The organism is Syntrophorhabdaceae bacterium (genome assembly GCA_036504895.1).
In the GTDB taxonomy this organism is placed as follows: Bacteria; Desulfobacterota; Syntrophorhabdia; order Syntrophorhabdales; family Syntrophorhabdaceae; genus PNOM01.
In genome coordinates this window covers 74030-94831 of sequence record DASXUJ010000088.1, presented here as the reverse complement: position 1 = coordinate 94831, position 20802 = coordinate 74030, and the positions used below count along the sequence as shown (strand labels likewise).

The 20802-nt window shown below is 52.3% G+C and carries 17 protein-coding genes; 13 read left to right on the top strand and 4 right to left on the bottom strand.

Annotated elements, in window-relative coordinates; genetic code table 11:
- Positions 1-174: 174 nt before the first annotated feature.
- Positions 175-2868, top strand: coding sequence for a UPF0182 family protein (locus VGJ94_12730; protein HEY3277478.1), 2694 nt, complete (start codon positions 175-177; stop codon positions 2866-2868).
- A 96-nt stretch (positions 2869-2964) separates the two neighbouring features.
- Here VGJ94_12730 and VGJ94_12725 read toward each other — a convergent pair whose 3' ends face one another.
- Complete coding sequence (locus VGJ94_12725; GenBank protein ID HEY3277477.1) at positions 2965-3576, bottom strand: DedA family protein; 612 nt, start codon at positions 3574-3576, stop codon at positions 2965-2967.
- Between the two features lie 152 nt (positions 3577-3728).
- Positions 3729-3896 carry a hypothetical protein gene (locus VGJ94_12720; GenBank protein ID HEY3277476.1) on the bottom strand — a complete coding sequence of 56 codons (168 nt, stop codon included), beginning with the start codon at positions 3894-3896 and terminating at the stop codon, positions 3729-3731.
- 196 nt (positions 3897-4092) lie between these two features.
- Between VGJ94_12720 and VGJ94_12715 the strand changes: the two genes are divergently transcribed.
- On the top strand, positions 4093-5685 hold the full coding sequence (locus VGJ94_12715) for an HD domain-containing phosphohydrolase (GenBank protein HEY3277475.1): 1593 nt from the start codon (positions 4093-4095) through the stop codon (positions 5683-5685).
- Between the two features lie 35 nt (positions 5686-5720).
- Here VGJ94_12715 and VGJ94_12710 read toward each other — a convergent pair whose 3' ends face one another.
- Positions 5721-6455 carry a S24 family peptidase gene (locus tag VGJ94_12710; protein HEY3277474.1) on the bottom strand — a complete coding sequence of 245 codons (735 nt, stop codon included), beginning with the start codon at positions 6453-6455 and terminating at the stop codon, positions 5721-5723.
- A gap of 436 nt (positions 6456-6891) precedes the next feature.
- Between VGJ94_12710 and VGJ94_12705 the strand changes: the two genes are divergently transcribed.
- Positions 6892-7395 (top strand): host-nuclease inhibitor Gam family protein, encoded by a 504-nt coding sequence (locus tag VGJ94_12705; protein ID HEY3277473.1) that lies wholly within the window; start codon positions 6892-6894, stop codon positions 7393-7395.
- Between the two features lie 46 nt (positions 7396-7441).
- A complete protein-coding gene (locus VGJ94_12700; GenBank protein ID HEY3277472.1) occupies positions 7442-7720 on the top strand; it encodes a Mor transcription activator family protein in 279 nt (92 codons plus the stop codon).
- A gap of 142 nt (positions 7721-7862) precedes the next feature.
- On the opposite strand, the gene tpx is transcribed toward VGJ94_12700, so the two are convergent.
- Entirely contained in the window at positions 7863-8372 is a 510-nt protein-coding gene (gene tpx / locus VGJ94_12695; GenBank protein ID HEY3277471.1) for a thiol peroxidase, read from the bottom strand.
- 151 nt (positions 8373-8523) lie between these two features.
- Between tpx and VGJ94_12690 the strand changes: the two genes are divergently transcribed.
- The 9 genes from VGJ94_12690 (at position 8524) to VGJ94_12650 (ending at position 20754) form a co-directional block, all read left to right on the top strand.
- Complete coding sequence (locus tag VGJ94_12690; GenBank protein ID HEY3277470.1) at positions 8524-9003, top strand: pentapeptide repeat-containing protein; 480 nt, start codon at positions 8524-8526, stop codon at positions 9001-9003.
- A gap of 164 nt (positions 9004-9167) precedes the next feature.
- Positions 9168-9371, top strand: a complete 204-nt coding sequence (locus tag VGJ94_12685) for a hypothetical protein (protein HEY3277469.1) — start codon at positions 9168-9170, stop codon at positions 9369-9371.
- A 12-nt stretch (positions 9372-9383) separates the two neighbouring features.
- Positions 9384-10487, top strand: a complete 1104-nt coding sequence (locus tag VGJ94_12680; protein ID HEY3277468.1) for an FIST N-terminal domain-containing protein — start codon at positions 9384-9386, stop codon at positions 10485-10487.
- 425 nt (positions 10488-10912) lie between these two features.
- Entirely contained in the window at positions 10913-11059 is a 147-nt protein-coding gene (locus tag VGJ94_12675) for a hypothetical protein (GenBank protein ID HEY3277467.1), read from the top strand.
- A gap of 80 nt (positions 11060-11139) precedes the next feature.
- Positions 11140-12366 (top strand): ABC transporter substrate-binding protein, encoded by a 1227-nt coding sequence (locus tag VGJ94_12670; GenBank protein HEY3277466.1) that lies wholly within the window; start codon positions 11140-11142, stop codon positions 12364-12366.
- A gap of 230 nt (positions 12367-12596) precedes the next feature.
- Positions 12597-14483: an AAA family ATPase gene (locus VGJ94_12665; GenBank protein ID HEY3277465.1), complete on the top strand. Its 1887-nt coding sequence runs from the start codon at positions 12597-12599 to the stop codon at positions 14481-14483.
- 15 nt (positions 14484-14498) lie between these two features.
- The gene (locus tag VGJ94_12660; protein HEY3277464.1) at positions 14499-16013 is read left to right on the top strand and encodes a hypothetical protein; all 1515 of its coding nucleotides are present in this window, start codon (positions 14499-14501) and stop codon (positions 16011-16013) included.
- Positions 16010-17941 (top strand): vWA domain-containing protein, encoded by a 1932-nt coding sequence (locus VGJ94_12655; protein ID HEY3277463.1) that lies wholly within the window; start codon positions 16010-16012, stop codon positions 17939-17941. The genes VGJ94_12660 and VGJ94_12655 overlap by 4 nt, the downstream gene beginning before the upstream one ends.
- 137 nt (positions 17942-18078) lie before the next feature.
- Positions 18079-20754 carry a GNAT family N-acetyltransferase gene (locus tag VGJ94_12650; GenBank protein ID HEY3277462.1) on the top strand — a complete coding sequence of 892 codons (2676 nt, stop codon included), beginning with the start codon at positions 18079-18081 and terminating at the stop codon, positions 20752-20754.
- The last annotated feature ends 48 nt before the right edge of the window (positions 20755-20802 follow it).

Sequence of the window (20802 nt, the reverse complement as noted above, 5' to 3'; positions counted from 1 at the left end):
CCTCCATATGGGGCAGGTCTTTCGCCGCCCCAGAATGTAATTGCATATTTCTTTCCATAAGATTAGAATCACTCAGAATAGGCTTCCGAAAGGCTATTGAAAAAGAGAGGGTCCCATTGACCCCGCTGCGGTGAAACCAGGGAAATCCGCCCCAAGCGGAATTGGAGGTAAAGTATGACGCGCAGATTCGGCCGTGCCATTATGGTAGCCGTACTTATAATAATTCTCTATAGCGCTTCCAAAGGGGTCGGCATCTATGTCGATTGGCTCTTTTTCTCCGAGCTCGGCTTTCAAAGCGTATTCGCCAAGGCCATGTCCGCGGAGGTTGCTACAGGGGTCGGTTTCGGCGCCCTCTTCCTTTTCTTCGTGGGTATCAATGTGCTCCTCGCGTGCAGGGGAAAAACGCCTTCCATTGATGTAGTGCTCATGAATCGCATGAGAATTGCCGTAGACCCGAGCAAGTTCGTGGGGGTATTGCAGCCCGTAGGCCTTGTGATCGCCCTTCTCGGAGGGGTAATGGCCGGTCTTTGGGGGGCAAGTCTTTGGACCCAGGCGCTCCTCTTTTTCAATTCCGTGGCTACGGGCACAAAAGACCCCCTCTTCGGCCTCGATCTGAGCTTCTATCTCTTCAGGCTGCCTTTCTGGGAGGCACTGAACGGATACGTGGGATTCCTCCTCTTCTTTACCCTTCTTATCACTGCGGCGATCTATACCATGAGGGGCGGGGTCGTCCTCTTCGGACGGACCATCTCGTTTCTGAGGCAGGCAAAGACCCATCTCGCGGTTTTGGCGCTCCTTTTTTTCATAAAACTTGCCCTCGGCTTTTACCTGGAACGGTTCGGGACCCTCTACGGGAGCCACAGCGTCATTACAGGCGCCGGATATGCCGATGTCTACGGGAGGCTTATTGCCCTGGGCGCCCTCGTGCCCCTCACGGTGGCGGGAGGTCTCGTCTTTGCCTATGGGCTGTGGAAAGACAGGTGGAAGCTTGCCCTCTATCCTTCGGTGATCCTTATTGTGCTCTATATAGTAGGGGCGGGCATTTACCCGGCGGCCCTCCAGAACTTCAAGGTAGCCCCCAGCGAGCTTGCCCTGGAGGAGCCTTTTATCGCCCACCACGTGGCCCTCACCCAATACGGGTATAACCTCGGCAAGGTGCAGGTCGTGCCTTTCGACGTATCCTTCAACCTTACTCAAAAAGACCTCAAAAACAACGAAACTACCCTCAAGAACGTGAGGCTCTGGGACGAGTCGCCCCTTCTCAAGACTTACAGCCAGCTTCAGCAGATCAGGACCTACTACCGGTTTCACGGGATCGACAACGACCGGTACACTATCGGAGGGGAGTACCGCCAGGTAATGCTCTCCGCCCGCGAGCTTTCTTATGACGATCTCCCGAGCAGATCCTGGATCAATGAAAAACTGGTCTTTACCCACGGAAACGGCGTGGTAATGGGCTATGCGAGCAGGATCTCGAAGGAAGGCCTCCCGGAGTTTATCATCAAAGATATACCGCCCGTCTCCAACGTAGGCGTGAAAATCACCACTCCCGAGATCTATTACGGGGAATTGACCGATGATTATGTGATCGTAAATACTAAAGTCCCTGAATTCAGTTATCCCACCGTCGACGGGAACGTCTACACCTCTTACAAGGGCAAAGGAGGAATACGACTCGACTCCCTTCTGAAACGGGCACTCTTCGCCGCCTACTTCAAAACTGCCAAAATACCTCTTACCGGCGAGATCACAAGCCAGAGCAGGATACTCTACAATAGGAACGTGGTTGAGAGAGTGCGGATGATCGCCCCTTTTCTCCTTTACGATTCGGACCCTTACATTGTGGCATCCGATGACGGCACCCTCCACTGGATAATAGACGCCTACACGGTTTCGGACCGCCTTCCCTACTCGAAGCCGCTCAAAAACGGCATAAACTATATGAGGAACTCGGTCAAGGTGACCGTAGATGCGTACAACGGCACGACCAGGTTTTATCTAAGCGACCGTGAAGATATGGTCGCGAAGGTCTACCAGTCTATCTTTCCCCACCTCTTCACGCCTCTCGCGGAAATGCCGGCTGCGCTCCGGGGGCACGTGCGCTACCCCAAAGATTTTTTTAAGGTCCAGACCTCTCTTTATGCTACCTATCATATGAAAGATCCGAAGGTGTTCTACAATAAAGAGGATCTGTGGGAGATACCGGTCCGTGGAGAGAAGGCCATGTCGCCTTACTACCTGATCATGAAGCTGCCCGAGGAAAAACGGGAGGAATACGTTCTTCTCATGCCCTACACCCCTTCGAAAAGAGACAATCTTGCGGCCTGGTTTGCCGCACGTTGTGATGAGCCCAACTATGGAAGGCTGATCGTCTATACCTTTCCGAGAGACAGGCTCGTATTCGGACCCCGCCAGGTCGATGCGAGGATCGATCAGGATTCCTATATTTCTCAGCAGCTCACCCTTTGGGGTCAGCGGGGCTCCCAGGTAATACGGGGAAGCCTTCAGATCATCCCGATAGAGAAATCACTCCTCTATATTCAGCCCCTCTTTCTCTCAGCTGAAGACAAGGGAGGACTTCCGGAGCTGAGACGGGTGGTCGCGGCATATGAAAATCATGTGGTCATGGAGGAGAATCTCGAGCAGTGCCTCGCCTCTCTTTTCGGGAATGCGAAGGCCCCTCCCCCTTCCGCTTCTCCTGAAAAGGCGTTCGCTCCTCCAGCAAAAACAGGCATTCAGGACCTTGCCAGGGATGCGGCACAGATCCTTGAGCGTGCAAAGACCTTACAGAGGCAGGGCGACTGGGCTGGATATGGAGAGCAGCTTAAGAAGCTCGAACAGACCCTGAAGCAGATGTCGGGGAAATAGCAAAGGCCCACGGGCCCTTTCTCGCAGAGGCGGTCCTGTTCCTCCCGGTTGCTCTTACCGGGCAAGAGCAGTTGAGGGCCCCATATCACGCCGACTTTAGCCTTTTCCGGTGGAACGTGCTCTCAGACGATAGATCAGGGCTGCAATCGAGGCGATAAAGAGGACGGCGAGAAGGACATATCTTATTTTTGTGAAGGTCAGGTGCATGTCCTCTATGCCATAGCTGAACCCGAAGGCGAGGCCGGCGCAACACCCCACCCAAAGAGCCGCCCCCAAAATATTATATATCTGGAACTTGAGAAAAGGCATGGAGGTGAGACCTGCTACCACGCCGTTCAGTTGGCGGAACACGTCCAGGAATCGCGACACCAGGATGATCACGCCGCCATATCGAAGAAAGAATTTTTCCGTTCTCCCAAGGCCTGCGTCCGTGATCAACAGAAAACGGCCGTAACGCAGGACCAGGGGTCGCCCCCCGTAGAAACCGAGACCATATCCGATAGTGTTGCCAAGGGCGGCTGCCGTAAATGCGGCAGCGATGATAGGAAATAAGGAGATGCGATCTTTAGCTGCCACAAGACAGGCTGCGATCAATGTCGACTCTCCCGGCAGGGGAATGCCGAACCCTTCCGGGAGAATGGCTGCGGCCACGGCCCACCAGCCGTAACGGTAAATGTAAGGCGCCATATGGGCGATAACCCCGTTCACCGGCTCACCGTGCGGTCCCGGGAAAGAAGGGCTGAATAAATGATTTTACGGGGAGAAGAGTGAGGACAGTGAATCAATGGATGGTGGGAGAGCGCGCCATGCTCGCATAGCCTTTTTTCCGATAGCCCGTCCCCCTGTTTCAACAGAACAACCTAGGGGTTAGGCTTGCACTCCGGTTCGGTGCCGCCGGTCCATGTCGAATGCTCAAGTTTCTCTATTTCATCACTTTCACATTCAGGGCACTCGGGAGGCTCTTCGGCTCCCGGGATCGCGCTGAACTCTATGCCGCATTTTCTGCAAATATATTTTTCCTGAGTCATAAACCATCCTCCTTATCGATTCGTCTATTCCTTCTGTAAGTATTCAATAGATTTTTGTCAACGAACGGCTACTCACGCCTCACCGGAGGAAAGGCATCATACGACTTACCCTGCCCGGCCTGAACCGTGTATTTTTTAATTGTAATCCAGCTGCCTTTGTGAGAGAAAGATTCAACGGGATCGCACGGGGGGAGTGATGACAAAGGAACAACTCATGAAGGAATTAACCGAGGCACGAAATATCGCTGCCCGGGCTCAGGAATCTGAACGGCGTCTCAAAAGGGCGGCAGATGGCCTGAAAAAGAGCGAAGCCCGATACCGCGAGATGGTGGAGCTTGCGAACAGCATAATTCTCAGGCTTGATCCGGATGGAAACATACTGCTCCTCAATCAATTTGGTCTAAAGTTATTCGGATATACGCAGGAAGAGCTCATAGGGAGAAACCTCATAGGAACCCTCGTGCCCCTGATCGAATCCTCGGGCCGCCAGACGGTCCATCTCGTGGAATCTATTTCGAAAAACCCCGACATGTATATGGAGCATGAAAATGAGAATATATGTAAAAACGGAAAAAGGGTGTGGGTGCTTTGGACAAATAAGGCTATTTACGATTTGAGTGGCAGGATTACAGAAATAATCTGCATCGGAAATGATATAACGGGCAGGAAAGAGGCAGAGCAGGCACTGGTGGAAGCCAGGGGGGAGCTCGAAACTAAGGTCCGGGAAAGGACGGGGGAGCTAGAAAAGGCGTATGAAGAACTGAAATACGAGGTGGTGGAGCGAAAAATAGGAGAAGAAGAACTAAGAGAAAGCGCTCGTAAATACCGGACTATCGTGGAAGAGGCGGTAGAAGGGATTTTTCAGATCAACGGGGATGGGGTCTGCATAATGGCAAATGCAGCCCTCGCGCACATGCTGGGATATAATTCCCCCGGAGAGTTTATCAGCACCGAAATGAATGGGGAGGGGAAACTATTCGTCGATCCCCGCGATTACCGGGAACTCCGAAGACGACTTAAGAAAGACGGCTATGTGAAGGGGTTCGAAACCCAATATCGCAAGCGAGACGGGAAAGCTATCTGGGTCTCGATGAACGTGCGGGCTGTGTATGACGAGCGGGGCAGTTTCGTATGGCATGAAGGGACGGTCGAAGACGTGAGCGCCCGCAAGAAAGCGGATGAACAGCTGAAAGAGAGTTATGTGAGGCTTCAGCGCGTAATGGAAGGGACGATCAAGGCTCTGTCTATGGCAATTGAAATAAGGGATCCTTATACCGCCGGGCACCAGATAAGGGTTACCCGCCTTGCAGAAGCAATAGCTCTCGACATGAAACTTACCGAAGATCATATAAAAGCGATCCGGATTGCTGGTTTGGTTCATGATATTGGAAAGATTACCGTACCTGCCGAGATCCTCGCGCGGCCGGGCAGAATCAGCGTGCATGAATATGCGGTCTTGAGGGATCACTCGGAGGCAGGATACGAGATACTAAAAGACATCGAATTCGATTATCCCATTGCTGAAATTGTACTCCAGCACCACGAACGCCTTGATGGCAGCGGATATCCACACGGTCTCAGGGGCAAGAAAATAAACTTAGAGGCGAGAATAATATCGGTTGCCGACGTGGTCGAGTCCATGGCGTCCCATAGGCCGTACAGGCCGTCTCTCGGAATTGAAAAAGCACTCGATGAGATAAAAGAAAACAGAGGTACTCTGTACGATCGGCACGCAGTAGATGCCTGTCTCAGGCAGTTTGCCGGAAAGAAGTTCACCTTCGGCCCATGACGGCCCTTCTCTTCAGTGGTGAGGTGATCGGGGTATTATCTCTCCAACTCCCTCGCAAACCAGATCACTTTTCCGTTCACTTTTATTCTATCTGAAGGGACATCAAAGGCCTCATATTTGGGATTATCGCTTAGAATCTTTACCCTGTCGGTGAGAATTTGAACGCGTTTAATCATGATAATATCCTCGAGAGCCAGAGCATAAATGCCCCCTTGGGGATCGATAAAATCGCGATTACGATCAATGAGGACCAAGTCTCCCGACATAAGAGACGGCTCCATGCTGTCGCCATCGACTTTTATAAGAACCATGTTCTCCGGTCTGCCCTTCCTTTTGATCCACTCTCTTCTGAAGGCAATCTTTACGTCTACAGAATTTTCGGGAATACGGCCCTTGCCTGCGCTGATCCTTCCCGTAACCTGAGAAATATAAACGAATTCATCATTGCCGGGTGCATAAGCTTTCGCCCTTTCCTCTACTCCGGCGACGCCGCCTCTGGAAGGCGCATCACCCATCACCCCCACTGAGTCACCGAAATAAATAGGGCCCCTGCCTGATATGATGAAGTCAAGAGTAAAGCCATCTTGTTCACATATTGAAAACAACATATCATAAGGGATTGTCCCCCTGGTGCGCCAATTAGAAATAATTGCGGGCCGCACCTTCAAGTATCGGGCTAACCCCGCATCATTTTTAAGGTTTTTTACAGTTATAATCCTATCCAGTATCTCGCTAGAAGAAGGGGTCATAAAAAAGTTCCATGATGACAACTTTCATCTTGACAATGATTGTCAAAGTGATGGTATAATATACTTGTGAGCACGCATACAGGAAAGAAAAAGAGCATGGATTTCGCCGTATTCATAATAAGACCTTGCGTAATTTTAAATTGTTTTTTAAAAAATCGCAATCTGAAAATACCAGATTCATTCGAGGCGCGGCTGTGCACACAAATGGCCGCATTGCCTTCCTGCCTTTCTTCCCTCCCCTTTCCTCGACGTGCCCCCCTTCGCATCCTGCCGCACCGTAATCACACGCGAGGAATCGTTACTCCGATTTTGCGCGTGCGGCAGGGTTCCCGCCTTATTGTCAGGAAGCATTACGATATGCCCACAAGCGTCGTGATATTGAAACATAGATCATGGAGAGCCGGGGATTTGAAACAGAGGCCGGGATTAACGCAATAAACGTGAGAATGAGGAGACGATGATGAAAAAAGAATCGGCAGCGAGCGAATACCGGGATTGGAACGATGTGGATCGGGCATTGAGAAAATTGGGGGAGATCGATATCAGGCTTGCACGCCTGGAAGGAGATATGACCCTCAGGGTCAACGAAATCAGGGCCGATTATGAGAAGAGGGCAGAGGGATTGAAAAGGGACAGAAAGAACATGGAGGCCGGAATTGAGGCCTTTGCCCTTGAGAGAAAGGAGGAGTTTGCAAAGGTGAGATCGAAGGAACTCACCTTTGGCACCATATCATTCAGGGTAGTGCACCGTATCACCGTCAGATCGAAAAAAGCGACAGTGGCCGCCCTGGAGGCAATGGGTTTAGCCGCATTTCTGCGCATTTCGAAAGAGCCGGACAAAGAAGCTATGAAAAGCCTTGACGCCGGCACCCTTGCAAAAGTTGGTGCCTTGCTGAAAACGGAAGATCAGCTATTAGTAGAGCCTAACACCGAACGAATAGCTGATAAAGAGGCGGCCTGACCGGCTCGTGTCGCTGCCTCAGTATAACCAAGGAGGGCGTATATATATGAAGAAATGGATGTCCCATGTCGTAGACCAGGTAACCCTCGAGGACCTTCCCGAGAGTTACCGTGATGTAGCCATGGTGGTGGGGGTGGAAAATGCCGTCAAACTGTCGGATACACTTGGCGGCCTCGGGTATTATTTTCAGCAACTGGATAAGGTGCTCATAAAGAAAAGGGATGCCCTTATACGGAGTGAGTTCACCGGTGCAAACCACAAGCCTCTCGCCAGAAAATATGGCCTGAGCGAAGTATGGATCAGGGAGATCGTCCAAAGGCCCTGACCTTTCCCCTATCAAAATTGTCGGCGCAAACGATTTTGCAGATAATGAAACAGTGTATCTCCCTTTTTCCGGGCACCGGGCTGTTCTATACTGACGGTCCCGGGGGAAGGGAGATATGCGTAAATCTGCTTTACCTTCGACCTCAGATATTTTTGACGGCGGCGAGGGCCTTGCTATAATCGGGCTCCTTCGTCATCTCCGGTACAATTTCAATATATCTGATGATATTGGATTTATCGATGACGAAAATAGCGCGCGCAAGGAGCCTCAGCTCTTTCACAAGGACACCGTAAGCGTTTCCGAAAGAGGCATCCCGATGGTCGGAGAGGGTCTCCACTTTATCGATCCCTTCGCTCGCACAAAACCGTGCGATAGCAAAGGGAAGGTCCATGCTCACGTTCAGGACCGCCACATCTGCGGAAAGTGCCTGGGCCTCTTTATTGAATGTCTTTGCCTGAAGATTACATACCGGGGTATCGAGGGAAGGAGTGACGCTTATGATTTTTATTTTTCCTTCGTAGTCAGAGAGGGTCACCTCCTTTAGTTCCTTATCAAGAACCTTAAAGGACGGCGCCTTGTCGCCAATTTTCACTTCCATTCCCACCAGGGTAAGCGCGTTTCCCGCGAATGTCACCATGCCTTTTCTTTCCATGCCTGATCTCCTTTTCCGTCATTATGTGTATTTATGATCATCATCCACTCAAGGAATGTCAATGAGCTGACGCGAGAGGAGATAAAGAAAACTTACGTATTCGCCGCAAAAGACGATAATAAGAATGATCTTATCTTTCGGGAGGTGTAGTGTGACCAGAGCGAAATTCCTATCGTCGATCTGTCTCATCTCGGTGTGTATGCTCATGCCTGCTGCTGCGCAGGCATTTCGCCAGGCAGACATGGAGAAGCTCTTTGCGATGAACAGCTGCCAATGGTGCGATCTCAGGGGCGCCGATCTCTCCGGGTCCCAGCTTCAGAGCGCGGATCTTTCGGGCGCCAATCTTTCGGAGGCGCGACTTTCGGGCGCCGACCTCTCCGGGGCGAACCTCTCTACCGCTTATATTAAAAATGCGGATCTTTCGAACGTGAATCTATCCAATGCCTATCTTGCCGGGGCTAATCTAAATGGAGCGAACATGGACGGTGCCAAAGTGGCCGGGGCGGAGTTTTCGGGTTCCACCTGGACCGACGGGACCAAGTGCGGACCAAAATCGACGGGCAAATGTGTGGAGAGCACGGTACTGACTCCGGGAGACGAACGGCCATCCCTTTTTCCTTTCGATTATTGAACACTTTCCCCCAATTCTTCCTCCCGACGAAGACCGGTTGGAGACCCTTAAGCCAAAGCTTATCTTTCCGATAAAGATCACGGTAAAACGCAGGGGACAGGAACTGCCGCCCCGGGTTTTCTCTGTGGTATGCAGGATATTAATGAACAGCAAAAGGAGAGGATATGGCCGGTAAGATCAAACTGATGCTCGATTCAATCATTTCACAAAGATCCAAAGGAAGTTCGGTTGTTGCAATGACCACGAAAACAAAGATCGTTCTCAAGGGTATAGACCCGGACAGGTATAATTCCGCCTCGCCGGATGACCCTGCAATTATCGATAAAATAAGAGAGATCGCGCGGGAATTAAGCGTTTCATTACAGTAGGAGGGAAGAAAAATGACGATTAGAACAGCATGTTCGGAAAAAGAAATTTCAGGTATAGGCGCAGATATTAAGGCTCAAATAGGGCAATTTAACCCCACTTTTATAGTATTTTTTGCCTCCTCGAGCTATGATCCGGGAGAGATAAGCGAAGCCATGAAAGTGGCCTTCGGCGACATTCCCATGATCGGCAGTTCCACTGCGGGGGAGATAGGGGCCGGGAAAATGCTGCAGAATTCGATAGTAGCCATGTTTTTCGACGGCGCCACAATCTCCGATATGACCCTGGAGGTGGTGGAAGACGTCAGGTCCGAAGACGCGATCCCCAAGGTGTTTGCGCGATTCGAAAACCATTTCGCCCTACCCATGGCGGCAATGGACATAGAAAAATATGTGGGCATCATCCTCGTCGACGGATTGACCGGTGCGGAAGAGAGACTGATGGAAAGAATTGGAGACCTGACCGATGTAATCTTTATCGGCGGCTCGGCGGGAGACGACCTTAAATTTACAAAGACTTTTGTATATGCGAACGGGAAGGCATACGACAACGGCGCGGTGCTGGCCCTCCTCAGGCCAACGAAGGGTTTCGACATAATTAAGACACAGAGTTTTACATCTCTCGGTGTGAATCTTATGGCGACGGAAGTGGAAGAAGAGAAAAGGAAGGTAATTTCCTTTAACGGCAAACCGGCGGTAGAAGCCTATGCCGAAGCCGTAGGTGTAAGCCCCGAGGCCGCGGCAGAAAAGTTTATGAGTCACCCTGTGGGACTTTCGGTAGGAAATGATTTTTATGTGCGGAGCCCACAGCAGGTCCAGGATAGCTCGATTGTCTTCTATTGCAATATAAAAGAGGGGATGGATCTCAAGGTTCTCTCGTCCACCAATATTGTGGAAGACACAAAGAAGGCAGTGGAGGACAAGATCGAAGAAATGGGAGGCGCAGCGGGGATTATCAACTTCCATTGTATCCTGAGGACCCTCGAGCTTATGCAAAAAGGCCAATGTGAGGCGTACGGAAAGATCTTCTCCTCCATCCCCACGATAGGCTTCAGTACTTACGGGGAGGAATATATGGGCCACATTAACCAGACCTCCACCATGCTGCTGTTTAAATAAATAAACACAGCGTGTGGTGGTCAATCTCAAAAATCAATACATTCACGGGGAGATAGGACTATCCCTTTTTTCTTGACATGACAGCCATTTATAGGTAAATCTGAATAGGGACGATGGGTGTTAGCCTACCGTCCCTATGGAAAAGGGAAGGGACCCGATATGCTGAATACGGATGCCTCTCGCATGACGCTTACCGCCCCCTGCGCAGGGCGGCATTTGCATACTCTCCTTTCACCGGTCAGCGGGGGTACCGGAACATCTCCTATGAGCATCAACCAAAGGGATGAGAACCAATCATGAGCGAGCCCGATTCCTCCCCGAGGACTCACTTTATTTACGTTACGAGGACAATTGGTTTTCAGGAGGAAAGAGAAGAGTGGAAGCGGCCCCCAGAGATATGATGTTCAATCACATAGAGGTAGGATATGAAGAGGATCACCCGCAATCCAAGCCGGGGGATCGTGAAAATAGGGGTTTCCGTTACCGAGAAAAGGGATGAAGTGGTCCTCGAGGCTGGAATGGACCTTCCTGGTCAAGGTAATTCCGCCCCATGGCACCTTGGAAACGGCTAAGCGCCGCCTCTTGTGGTCAGAGAGATACGGCCATTCGGCACAGTGGCTGCACGAGTCACATACAACATTAGGAGGGATCCATGAAAGGTATTAAAGTCAGTTTTTTTGTTTTGGCAATAGCAGTTTTCTTCTGTATTGCCTCTACCGCGTTCTCGGCCAATACCATCAAAGTCGGTATCGTTGATACTTATTCCGGACCGGCCGGAGTATTTGGCGTCGATATGCGGGATGGATTTAAAATGGGGATCGATGCCATCAATGCCAAAGGCGGAGTGATCGGCAGAAAGATCGAATTCGTGTCGAGAGACGAGAAATTCAAACCCGATATCGCCCTTTCCATGGCAAAAGAGCTTGTCATGAAAGAGAAAGTCGATATCCTGATGGGCACCATCAGCAGTGCCTCCGCCCTCGCCATCTCGGATTTTGCAAAGAAGGAAAAGGTTCCTTTTTTCTGCACCTATGCGAAAAGTGAAAAGATCTCGGGCGAGAAAGGCCATCGCTATGTATTCGACATGGCGGAAAACACCGCCATGGCCGGAAGGGCCGCCGCCGCGGTTCTGGCCAAAAAGCCCTACACCAAGTACTGGATTGCCGGAGACGACATGGAGTACGGTCATGCAATCACTGATTCCGTATGGAACAATCTGAAGGCATTGAACCCGAAAGCACAGCTTCTCGGCCAGACCTGGTGGAAAGTGGGCGAGACCGATTTCGTGCCCTACATCACCCAGATTATGGCAGCTAAACCCGATTTCCTCATCATGGGGAACAGCGGCGCGAGCGTGATCGGATTCCAGAAAGCGGCAAAGGCAACAGGCCTTATCTCCAAGATACCCATTTACCAGCACACGGCTATTGAATTCGCAGTACTCTCCTCCCTCGGTCTCGAAGGACCTGAAGGCGTGGTAGGCACGGCAAGCTACATGTTCTACTATCCTCAGACGCCGGAGAACAAGGCGTTCGTCGCAGAGTATCGCAAGATTTACAAGAGATATCCCACCATGCCCGCCTTCTACGGCTACACGGCAGCCCAGTTTATCGCGAAGGCTTACACCAAAGCAGGCAAATTCGACAAAGAGAAGTTCATTGACGCCCTTGAAGGCATGGTACTTGAGACCAGCGCCATCGGCCGCCTCGAGCTCCGTGCATGCGACCACCAGCTTCTTCTTCCCACCTTCTACGGAGTGACCAAGAAGGTGCCTGAGTATAAAGATTTCCTCATAGGCACCGACATCGTCACTGTTCCTCCAAAAGACGGCGTACCAACCTGTGAAGAAGTAGCGAAGGCAAGAAGCAAAACAAAGTAATCTATAACATCGGGAGCCGCCTCGTAAATGGGGCGGCTTCTTTTTTCGGAATCAAGCCGGCGCGGCTCCCGGACCATCACCCATTATTCTTAATGAACTATAATTCTGCCTTTCCTCCGGATTTTACTAAAGTACTTTTTAGTAAATGTATTGATAATACATGTATTGAATATACGTATATTTACTATCATCTGGTGTGATGATATAATTAAAAAGCACGTAAAGACAGGATGGAGAATCGACCATCAGAGATAGAGAGGGTAAAGATCGTGAAAGAGGTAAGGGAAACTACTGCCGATGACATAGCCGAGTATCTGGTTAAAAGGCTCGAGCGAGCGAAAAGAAAGGAGGAGGCGAAAACGCCGCAATACGGCAGTCGGATGGACGGGCCGGAGAAGAAATGGACCGGACGTGTGGGGATGGATGGAACTCTTTCCGAACTCACAGATCTTGTGCTTGAAAAGGAGGATTTACTCAAACAGATCCTCTCCGATCGGAGGTTTTTAAAAGGCGAATCCAGATCGGTCAGTCAATCTGAGGTGCTCGCCGCAGTCAGTGAAACTAAGGCGGTTACGAGCGGCGAGCTCAGGCGACTGGCCCGGGAGATAAGAACACACCAAGGGATTGATTGCTCGATGGAGAAGGCGGGAAGACGGCTCGAAGAGGTCGTCGCCAGAATTCATGAGCTGATAATGGATCCGGAAACAAGAAGCGCCTACCGGAAGATACTTTCAGGAAAGATAGAGACTATCCGCTCGGCGAGATCCATTGGAAGCCTTGAGCGGCTGATCGAGCAATCGGAGTTGGCCCGGATGGAGCTTCTGGCACGCCGCAACAGTGAGAATATGACCCTCACCGCAGGGGACAGGGAGACGATAGAAAAATACGAGGTCATTACCCACTACGGCCGACAACGTATCGACGTGCTGCTTAAAGACGAGGGAGTTTATTATGAGACGAAAAGACGGCTCCTCCTCGAGTACAGGCGCCAACTCCTGAGCGATGGTTTCGTCGAAACTCCCGGCGTAAAGATGGAGATGATGAGGATCATCAGCCATTTGAAGCTGGGCATACCTGTCCTTCTTCGCGGCCATCTTGGCGCGGGCAAGACAGAGATCGCCCTTCACGTGTCGCGGAAATTTTTCGGTCATCAGCCGGAATTTATCTCGGGATCGGAGGAGGCGACCAAGTACGACATTTACGGAAGGACCCAGATCGGGCTCAGGCCGGAAGAGGATAAGGTCAGGGAATTCAAGATGAGAATGGACGATTTTCTCAAAATGAACCCCGATGCCACACGAAAAGAGATAAAAGAGGTCGAGCGGCAATACTACCAGACTATTGTCGTAAAGGGCCTGACCACGAGTTTTTTTCAGTACGGACCGCTCATAAGAGCCATGAGGGAGGGTAGACCCCTGCTCATCGATGAAATGGACGGCATCCCCCATTCCATCATTATGCGCCTGAATCACGCCCTTACACGGCGTCCGGGCGACAGCATCAGGGTACAGGAAAGCAGCGGTGAAGAGATCATCGTGAAGAAGGGTTTTTGCGTCATGGCTACGGGAAATATAAAATCTTCGAGATACAAAAGAGAAGAGCTGGACGCTGCTTTTTTGTCCCGTTGGTGGTCCGATGATATTGTGTACCCTCCTCAGGAAGAGACCTATGAGATATTGGTTGCCTCTCTCCTCGACAAAAGGGGAAACATGCAGGTGAAGGACCCCCGTGATCTCGATGCCCTCAAAAGGCTTACCCATGCCGCGTCGGAGATTCAGAAGATATTCTCAGGGGAGCACCTCGATTATTTCGGCGAAGGCGCGGACGCGGCCCGCCAGGTGCCCGCGAGCCTCAAAAAATCAGTCCTCTCTCTGAGACACCTCTGGAACGTGGTGAGGCCATGGAAGGCCCACAATTTCAATAAACCGCTGGAAAACTATATACTCGATGAATTTATTAAGCCCTCCGTGGCCGAAGATCAGGTGTATCTCGTCCAGCTTCTGTGCAGATACCGTTTTTTCAAGACATGGAAAAACGATCAATTCGGGATTCCCAGTTTGAACGAGGGGAAGCTCACTGCCTTTCAGGGAAAGAGCGCGCGACAGGCGACGGTCTGACCGCGGGAGATTTTCATGATTAAAATAAGCTCGAGACAGGTGGTGGAGGATGTTTTCGGACGCCCGAATGCGGCAAGGGGAAGACTTTCCATCGAGGCGTTTCTGCGGAAGGGTATCAAGAAACCTGAGCAAGTGAAAGAGGTCCTTTTCTCCGGAGACAATGCCTCCTACCGGATCGATCTCTCCTTATATGAGGCGGTAAATAAGCCACGGGACATCAATGGCCGGATCATGTTCAAGGCAAAGAAAGAGACCACCGAATTCGTGGTGAACGAAAAAGGCGAGATCATCGGAAGGGAATACGATGTAGCGGGGGACCCCGTGTCGGTGAACGGCAAGGCCTATTTCGAGGCCGGTCTCGGACAAAAAATCTTTCTCATGAAAGAGGGCGGCCGGAGGATAGGGGGAAGATACGATGCGGTAGGCATTCCAAGGCCCATAGGATCGGGCGTCGCCTTCAAGGTGAAGCAAGGGTCGAAGGAATTGATTATAAATGAAAAAGGAGAGCGGGTGAGCGAAGAATACGACTTCGTCGGCGACCCCCGGGAAATAGAGGGACATATCGTCTTTCGCGCCGGCCTTAAGGGCAGGCAATATATTTGCATCGAGAAGGGGGAGCGGATCAGCGCGGCGTATGATTCCGTAGGCGACCCTCAACCGATAGCCGGCAGGATCGTGTTTCAGGCGGCCCTGGCAGGCAGGCAGTTCATCATGACCGATAAGGGAGAGAGAATCGGGGGGGATTATGAATTTGTCAGCGTCCCCCGGGACATCGGCGGCCGGATCGCCTTCTGGGCAAGAGAAGGGATAAAATATTTCATTGTGAATGAAAGGGGAGAAAAGGTCGGCGGAGAGTACGATTTCGTCGGCGACCCGAGAGACATCGGAGGCGAGATAGTATTCAGGGCGAAGGCGAAAATGAAATGGTTCGTCATTACTGAAAAGGGGGAGCAGATCGGGGAAACCTACGACACAATCCGCGATCCCGTGAGCATCGGCGGCCGGATCGCCTTCTGGGCTTTTCAAGGCAGCCAGTATGTGGCAGTCAAGGATGCGAAAGACTCCCTTGCCGGGGAGTATATCGCTGCCCGCCAGGCTTTGCCTTCCCAGGAAAAAATTGATTTCTGGACCTTTCAGGTAGGGCAGTATTCGATAATCAACGATAAGGGCAAGTCCGTGGGCGGGAGGTTCGACTCGGTGGGAGATCCCCAGGATATCGGCGGAAGGCTGGCATTTAAGGCAATCAGGGGAGACAGGGAATTCGTGGTAAATGAAAAGGGAGAGAAGGTCGCAGGCGAATACGATTATGTGAGCATCCCCAGGGACATCCATGGCAGGATAGCCTTTTGGGCCAGAGAAGGGTCCGGCTTCTTCATCGTGAACGAAAAAGGGACGCGCCATCGCGGCCTTTATGATGACATATATTATCTTAACCCCCTGTCCGGGGGGCGGGCGTACGTAATCGCAAGAAAAGAGAACCATTACGTGAAAGAGATAGTGGAAGCCTCTTTTTTGAAAGGTCAAGGATGACTCACGAGACGGGACATATAAATCCGGTTGCGGGAAATGAACGCACTCTATCGGAAAGGCGACAGGCAGAGGATAAGGAGCGGCAAGGGGGCGCTCGATTTTTCTTCGAGCACGAGCAGGCCATCGCCGACTACGCGGGACACGCGGGTCTCATCTTCGAGCCCGGAGAAACTTGGACTTTCGACATGCACACGCGCAAGGGAACTTTCGACCCTGTTTTTTTCCTCAACAGGAGCTTTACCGGGGCAGAGATCATGTGGGCTGCATGTCACGAAATAGAGCACTTTCTGGACTGGCTTCGGGACCCGGAAGGCTACGCGGCGCTTTTTGCAAGGACGGAAAAAAAGAGAAGGCTCGATCTCCTCTACCATTATATCAACGATATCCTTGCAAACCGGGAGGAAGACCGGCGGTTTCCCGCCCATTGGGAGACAAAGGAAGAGCTCTATACGGGCAAATTCTTCCCTCGTGTGGATTATTCGACTACGCCCAAACATCTCCAGCTCATTACTGCCATGGTCCGGGAACGAATGGTTCCCGGAGAGCCTATCTTTCTTTCACCCGATGTCAATGCGGCCCTTTCGACTCTTAAGAATATCGACGGTCAGGGGACGGACCTCATCGATCTCGTCACCGATCCTACCGCCAGGCCGCGCGACCGCTTCGGCTTGATTCAGGATTATATAGAGCCTGTATACGAACGTTTCTTTCTCGAAGATGTGGCAGCGAGAAAAGAGGCTGAGAATAAGGAGAAGGCGCGGGAAAGGTCATCGATCCCACAGGAGAGCGTGGAAGGCGGGTCGAGGGGGAGCGATAAAGGCTATGTTTCCCGGGATGCGACCTCGAAAGAGAGGAGACCCAGGGAGAAAAGAAAGGAACCGGCGGATGAGGCCTTGTTCGCACCTGAATATGATGAATCGATGGAGAAGATGGCCAGGGTATTCTCCCCCCGGCAGGCGAAAGAATTGATCGAGGAAGAGATAAAGCGGCGACGGGAGGAGAATAAATCGGCGGAAGAGGTCGCCAGAGAGCAGTTCCGGTCCCAATATGGCGTCTCTGCCGAAGAAATCGAAGACTACGGGGAAGAATACAGGAAGATCGAGCGCCACATCGAGCCGCTACGAAGCGTATTCGAGAGGATCATCTCCACCCGTAAAGAGACGAGGCGGCTCCTCAAGGAAAGGACCGACCAGGGCGTAATCATCGATCCTTCCCTTATTGCTCAGGCATATATCGATGCGGAAAGCGGCATCCTCAATTCCCGTACCCAACTCAACATGGTGAAACAGGAGTTTGATGAAAACAAACCAAAGGATTTCGAATTTACCCTGATCTGTGACCTTTCCGGATCGATGAATGAAAACTGGCCGGGCGGAAAGAGCTATGAGCAGAAGTCTTCCGCCGTCCTCATCAGCGAAGCCCTCGACGAATTCGAGAAGAGGCTCAGAGAGGAGAGGTTCGAGAAGATAGTGGACCTCCACGTGAGGAGCGAAGTCCGTGGATTCCACGCAGGAGATGAGGAACTGAAGCCCCTGACCGATTCGATCGATTTCGAGACACGGGTGAAGATCTCCCGAAGGCTTGATGCCTGCATAGGGGGAAGAACGGCCGATTTCAAGTCCCTCGCCCAGGTTGCGGCCGCCATAGACGGACAGGTGGGGAAACGCCTCAAGGACCGGGACCTGAAGAAGGTGCTTATCCTCATTACCGATGGAGGCAGTGACGATCCGCTCCTCGCATGGGAGGCGAAGAAGCGACTCGTTGACCTGGGGGTGATTGCCAAGGCAATCCAGATCGGGAAACCGAGCAATCAGGATATCGCAAAATTCAAGCAGGTGTGGCAGCGCGACGGCTCCCCCTGCCGTGACGTGTCTCAACTGGTCGGCGCCATAGAAAGGCTCCTGGTCGACTTTCTGAGAGATTTATAAGGTCAAACGCGAGCCTGTCGGCGTTACGGGCCCGCGACGGGAGCCAAAGGCATTGCGGCGCGTTCTCTCGTGAAGAAGGAAGACCGGTGAGTTATACTTGAGGAAGAAGTTTCTCCGCCGAGAAGGAGGATGTTTGGATGACAACCCACAGTCTCAAATCGATGTTCAGCCCCGGCAGCATCGCACTTATCGGTGCGAGCGACGAGGAGGGCTCCCGAGGTAGGATTATTCTTCAAAACCTCACGGCTTCAAAGGTTAAGAATATATTCGTTGTCCATCCCGAACGGGAGGCCCTGCTCGATCTAAAATCCTATCCTACCATCCTTGACGTGCCGGGTCCCATCGATCTTGCCCTTATTGCGAGCCCGGCCCCGCTGGTCCCGGAGTTGGTGCTCGAATGCGCCCGCGCAAGCGTTCGGGGCGTCCTGATTGTCTCCACGGGGTTCAAAGAGGCGGGGAAAGAGGGGAGGGCCCTGGAGGAGATGATACTCGATATAAGGCGCAAGACGGGTATGAGGATTATGGGCCCCAACTCCGTGGGCATCATACGGCCCCATACGGGTCTTAATGCATCTTATCTCCGGGTGAACCCCCCGGCGGGCAACATCGCCTTTATTTCCCAGAGCGGCGCCCTCGGGGCGGCCATCCTCGATTGGGCCATAAGCGCTCATGTAGGCTTCAGCATGTTTACCTCCCTGGGGGCAATGATAGATACCGATTTCGGCGATCTTATCGATTACCTCGGCGGCGACTACCGTACCCGCAGTATCATGATCTATATGGATAACGTGGGGACGGCGAGGAAGTTTATGAGTGCCGCCCGGGGTTTTGCGCGAAGCAAACCGATCATAATCGTCAAGCCGGGAAGATACAGGGAGAGCGCAAGGGCCTCTTTCTCCTACACGGGCTCCCTTGCGGGCGACGACCTCGTCTATGATGCCGCATTCAAGCGGGTGGGCGTCATTAGAGTAAAGGAGTTCTCCGGGCTCTTTAATTGTGCGTCCGTCCTTGATTCGAATAACCTTCCCAGCGGGCGCAGGCTCGCCATCGTTACCAACGCCCGTAGTTTCGGGGCCATGGCCGTCGACACCTTAATCGATCTGGGGGGAGAGCTTGCCGGGCTTTCGGGGGAGACCGTTCACGAATTGAATACTTCCCTTCCCTTTCTTCCCGACAGGGAGAACCCTCTTGACCTCCTGGGTGACGCAGACGGGAACCGGTATGCCGCAGCCATGAAGACTTGTCTCGGTGACCGCGGCGTGGACGGCCTCCTCGTGATCTACGCTCCCCAGGCGGACCTCGATGCCCCGGATTTCGCGAAGGCCGTGGCAGAGGTCGCTCACGGCAGCCGGAAGCCCGTGGTTGCCGCGCTTATCGGCGGGGAGTCGGTCCTGAGGGCGAGGGAAGCCCTTCTCGCGACAAATATCCCCACCTATGAAACTCCGGAAGAGGCGGTGAGGACCTATCTCCACATGTACTGGTACCATAGAAACCTCACCCTTCTGTATGAGACGCCTTCCGAGCTTCCTCTCACGGAAGCCCCTCCGAAAAACCATCTCAAGGCCATGCTCAGGCGGACCGTGAAAGAGGGCAGGACCATCCTCACCGAGGAAGAGTCGAAGGCATTTCTCGGGAATTACGGCATTCCGGTGGCGGCACCTTATCTGGTGCGGGATGTGGAGGCGGCGGTCTCCCAGGCGGAAAAAATAGGATACCCGGTGATACTGAAAGTAGTCTCCCATGATATTACGGATAAGAGCGCCGTGGGGGGCGTGCGGCCCGAGATCCGGTCCCACGAAGAGCTGCGGATGGAATATGGCCGGCTCTTTCAGGAGATAAAGGAAAAGGCTCCCCAGGCTTCCATCCTTGGGGTCACGGTCCAGAGAATGGTGCAGAATATCGATTATGAGCTCATCCTCGGTGCAAAAAAAGATAAGGATTTCGGGACGGTCATTATTTTCGGGACAGGCGGGGCGGGCACCGAGGTTTTCAGGGATGTTGCCGCCGGTCTTCCGCCGCTTAACCAGACGCTTGCGCGCAGACTCATGGAAGATACCCACGGGTATGCCATGCTTCAGGGCTACAGGCAGAAGCAACCCGCCAACATGAAAGAGCTCGAGCAGATCCTCGTCAACCTGTCTAATCTGATCGTAGATTTTCCGGAAATCGCGGAGATGGACATAAGTCCCCTGGCCATATCCGAAGGCGTCGCCTGCGCCCTCGATGCACGTATCGTAATAGACAAAGATTCCATGCAATACGCCACCCAGTATCCCCATCTGGTCATCTCGCCCTATCCTACCCGCTATATCATGAATTATGAGCTGCCCGGGGGTATTGAAGTGACCCTCAGGCCCATCCGGCCGGAGGACGAGCCCCTTGAGCACGAAATGCTCACCACCCTCAAAACCGAAACCATGAGGACGAGGTTTTTTTCCGTGATCAAAGACATTACCCATGAAATGCTCGTCCGGTTCTGCAATATCGATTATGACAGGGAAATGGCGATCGTGGCGGAAGTGAGGGACGGAGAGCGGAAGAAAATCGTGGGTATAGGCAGGCTTATCAATGATCCGGACGAGCAGGCCGCGGAATATGCAGTCCTCGTCCACGATTCTTTTCAAGGGAAAGGTTTGGGCTATAAGCTCCTCGACGTACTCATCGGCATTGCCCAGGACAAGGGGTTGGAGGAGATCCACGGCACGGTACTTTCCGAAAACAGCAAGATGCTCCGTATGGCACGGAAGCTGGGTTTCTCCCTCGAGCGGCAGGCCCACGACGAGACCACTCTCGTGAGGCTGGTCTTAAGGTAACGGCCTCCGAGGCCGGGACCGGAATTTCTCAACACCCCTTCTTTCCAT

Coding starts and splice junctions, on each gene's coding strand:
- VGJ94_12730 (HEY3277478.1), top strand. CDS start 175: ATGACGCGCAGATTCGGCCGTGCCATTATGGTAGCCGTACTTATAATA.
- VGJ94_12720 (HEY3277476.1), bottom strand. CDS start 3,896: ATGACTCAGGAAAAATATATTTGCAGAAAATGCGGCATAGAGTTCAGC.
- VGJ94_12715 (HEY3277475.1), top strand. CDS start 4,093: ATGACAAAGGAACAACTCATGAAGGAATTAACCGAGGCACGAAATATC.
- VGJ94_12705 (HEY3277473.1), top strand. CDS start 6,892: ATGATGAAAAAAGAATCGGCAGCGAGCGAATACCGGGATTGGAACGAT.
- VGJ94_12700 (HEY3277472.1), top strand. CDS start 7,442: ATGAAGAAATGGATGTCCCATGTCGTAGACCAGGTAACCCTCGAGGAC.
- tpx (HEY3277471.1), bottom strand. CDS start 8,372: ATGGAAAGAAAAGGCATGGTGACATTCGCGGGAAACGCGCTTACCCTG.
- VGJ94_12685 (HEY3277469.1), top strand. CDS start 9,168: ATGGCCGGTAAGATCAAACTGATGCTCGATTCAATCATTTCACAAAGA.
- VGJ94_12680 (HEY3277468.1), top strand. CDS start 9,384: ATGACGATTAGAACAGCATGTTCGGAAAAAGAAATTTCAGGTATAGGC.
- VGJ94_12675 (HEY3277467.1), top strand. CDS start 10,913: ATGAAGAGGATCACCCGCAATCCAAGCCGGGGGATCGTGAAAATAGGG.
- VGJ94_12670 (HEY3277466.1), top strand. CDS start 11,140: ATGAAAGGTATTAAAGTCAGTTTTTTTGTTTTGGCAATAGCAGTTTTC.
- VGJ94_12665 (HEY3277465.1), top strand. CDS start 12,597: ATGGAGAATCGACCATCAGAGATAGAGAGGGTAAAGATCGTGAAAGAG.
- VGJ94_12660 (HEY3277464.1), top strand. CDS start 14,499: ATGATTAAAATAAGCTCGAGACAGGTGGTGGAGGATGTTTTCGGACGC.
- VGJ94_12655 (HEY3277463.1), top strand. CDS start 16,010: ATGACTCACGAGACGGGACATATAAATCCGGTTGCGGGAAATGAACGC.
- VGJ94_12650 (HEY3277462.1), top strand. CDS start 18,079: ATGACAACCCACAGTCTCAAATCGATGTTCAGCCCCGGCAGCATCGCA.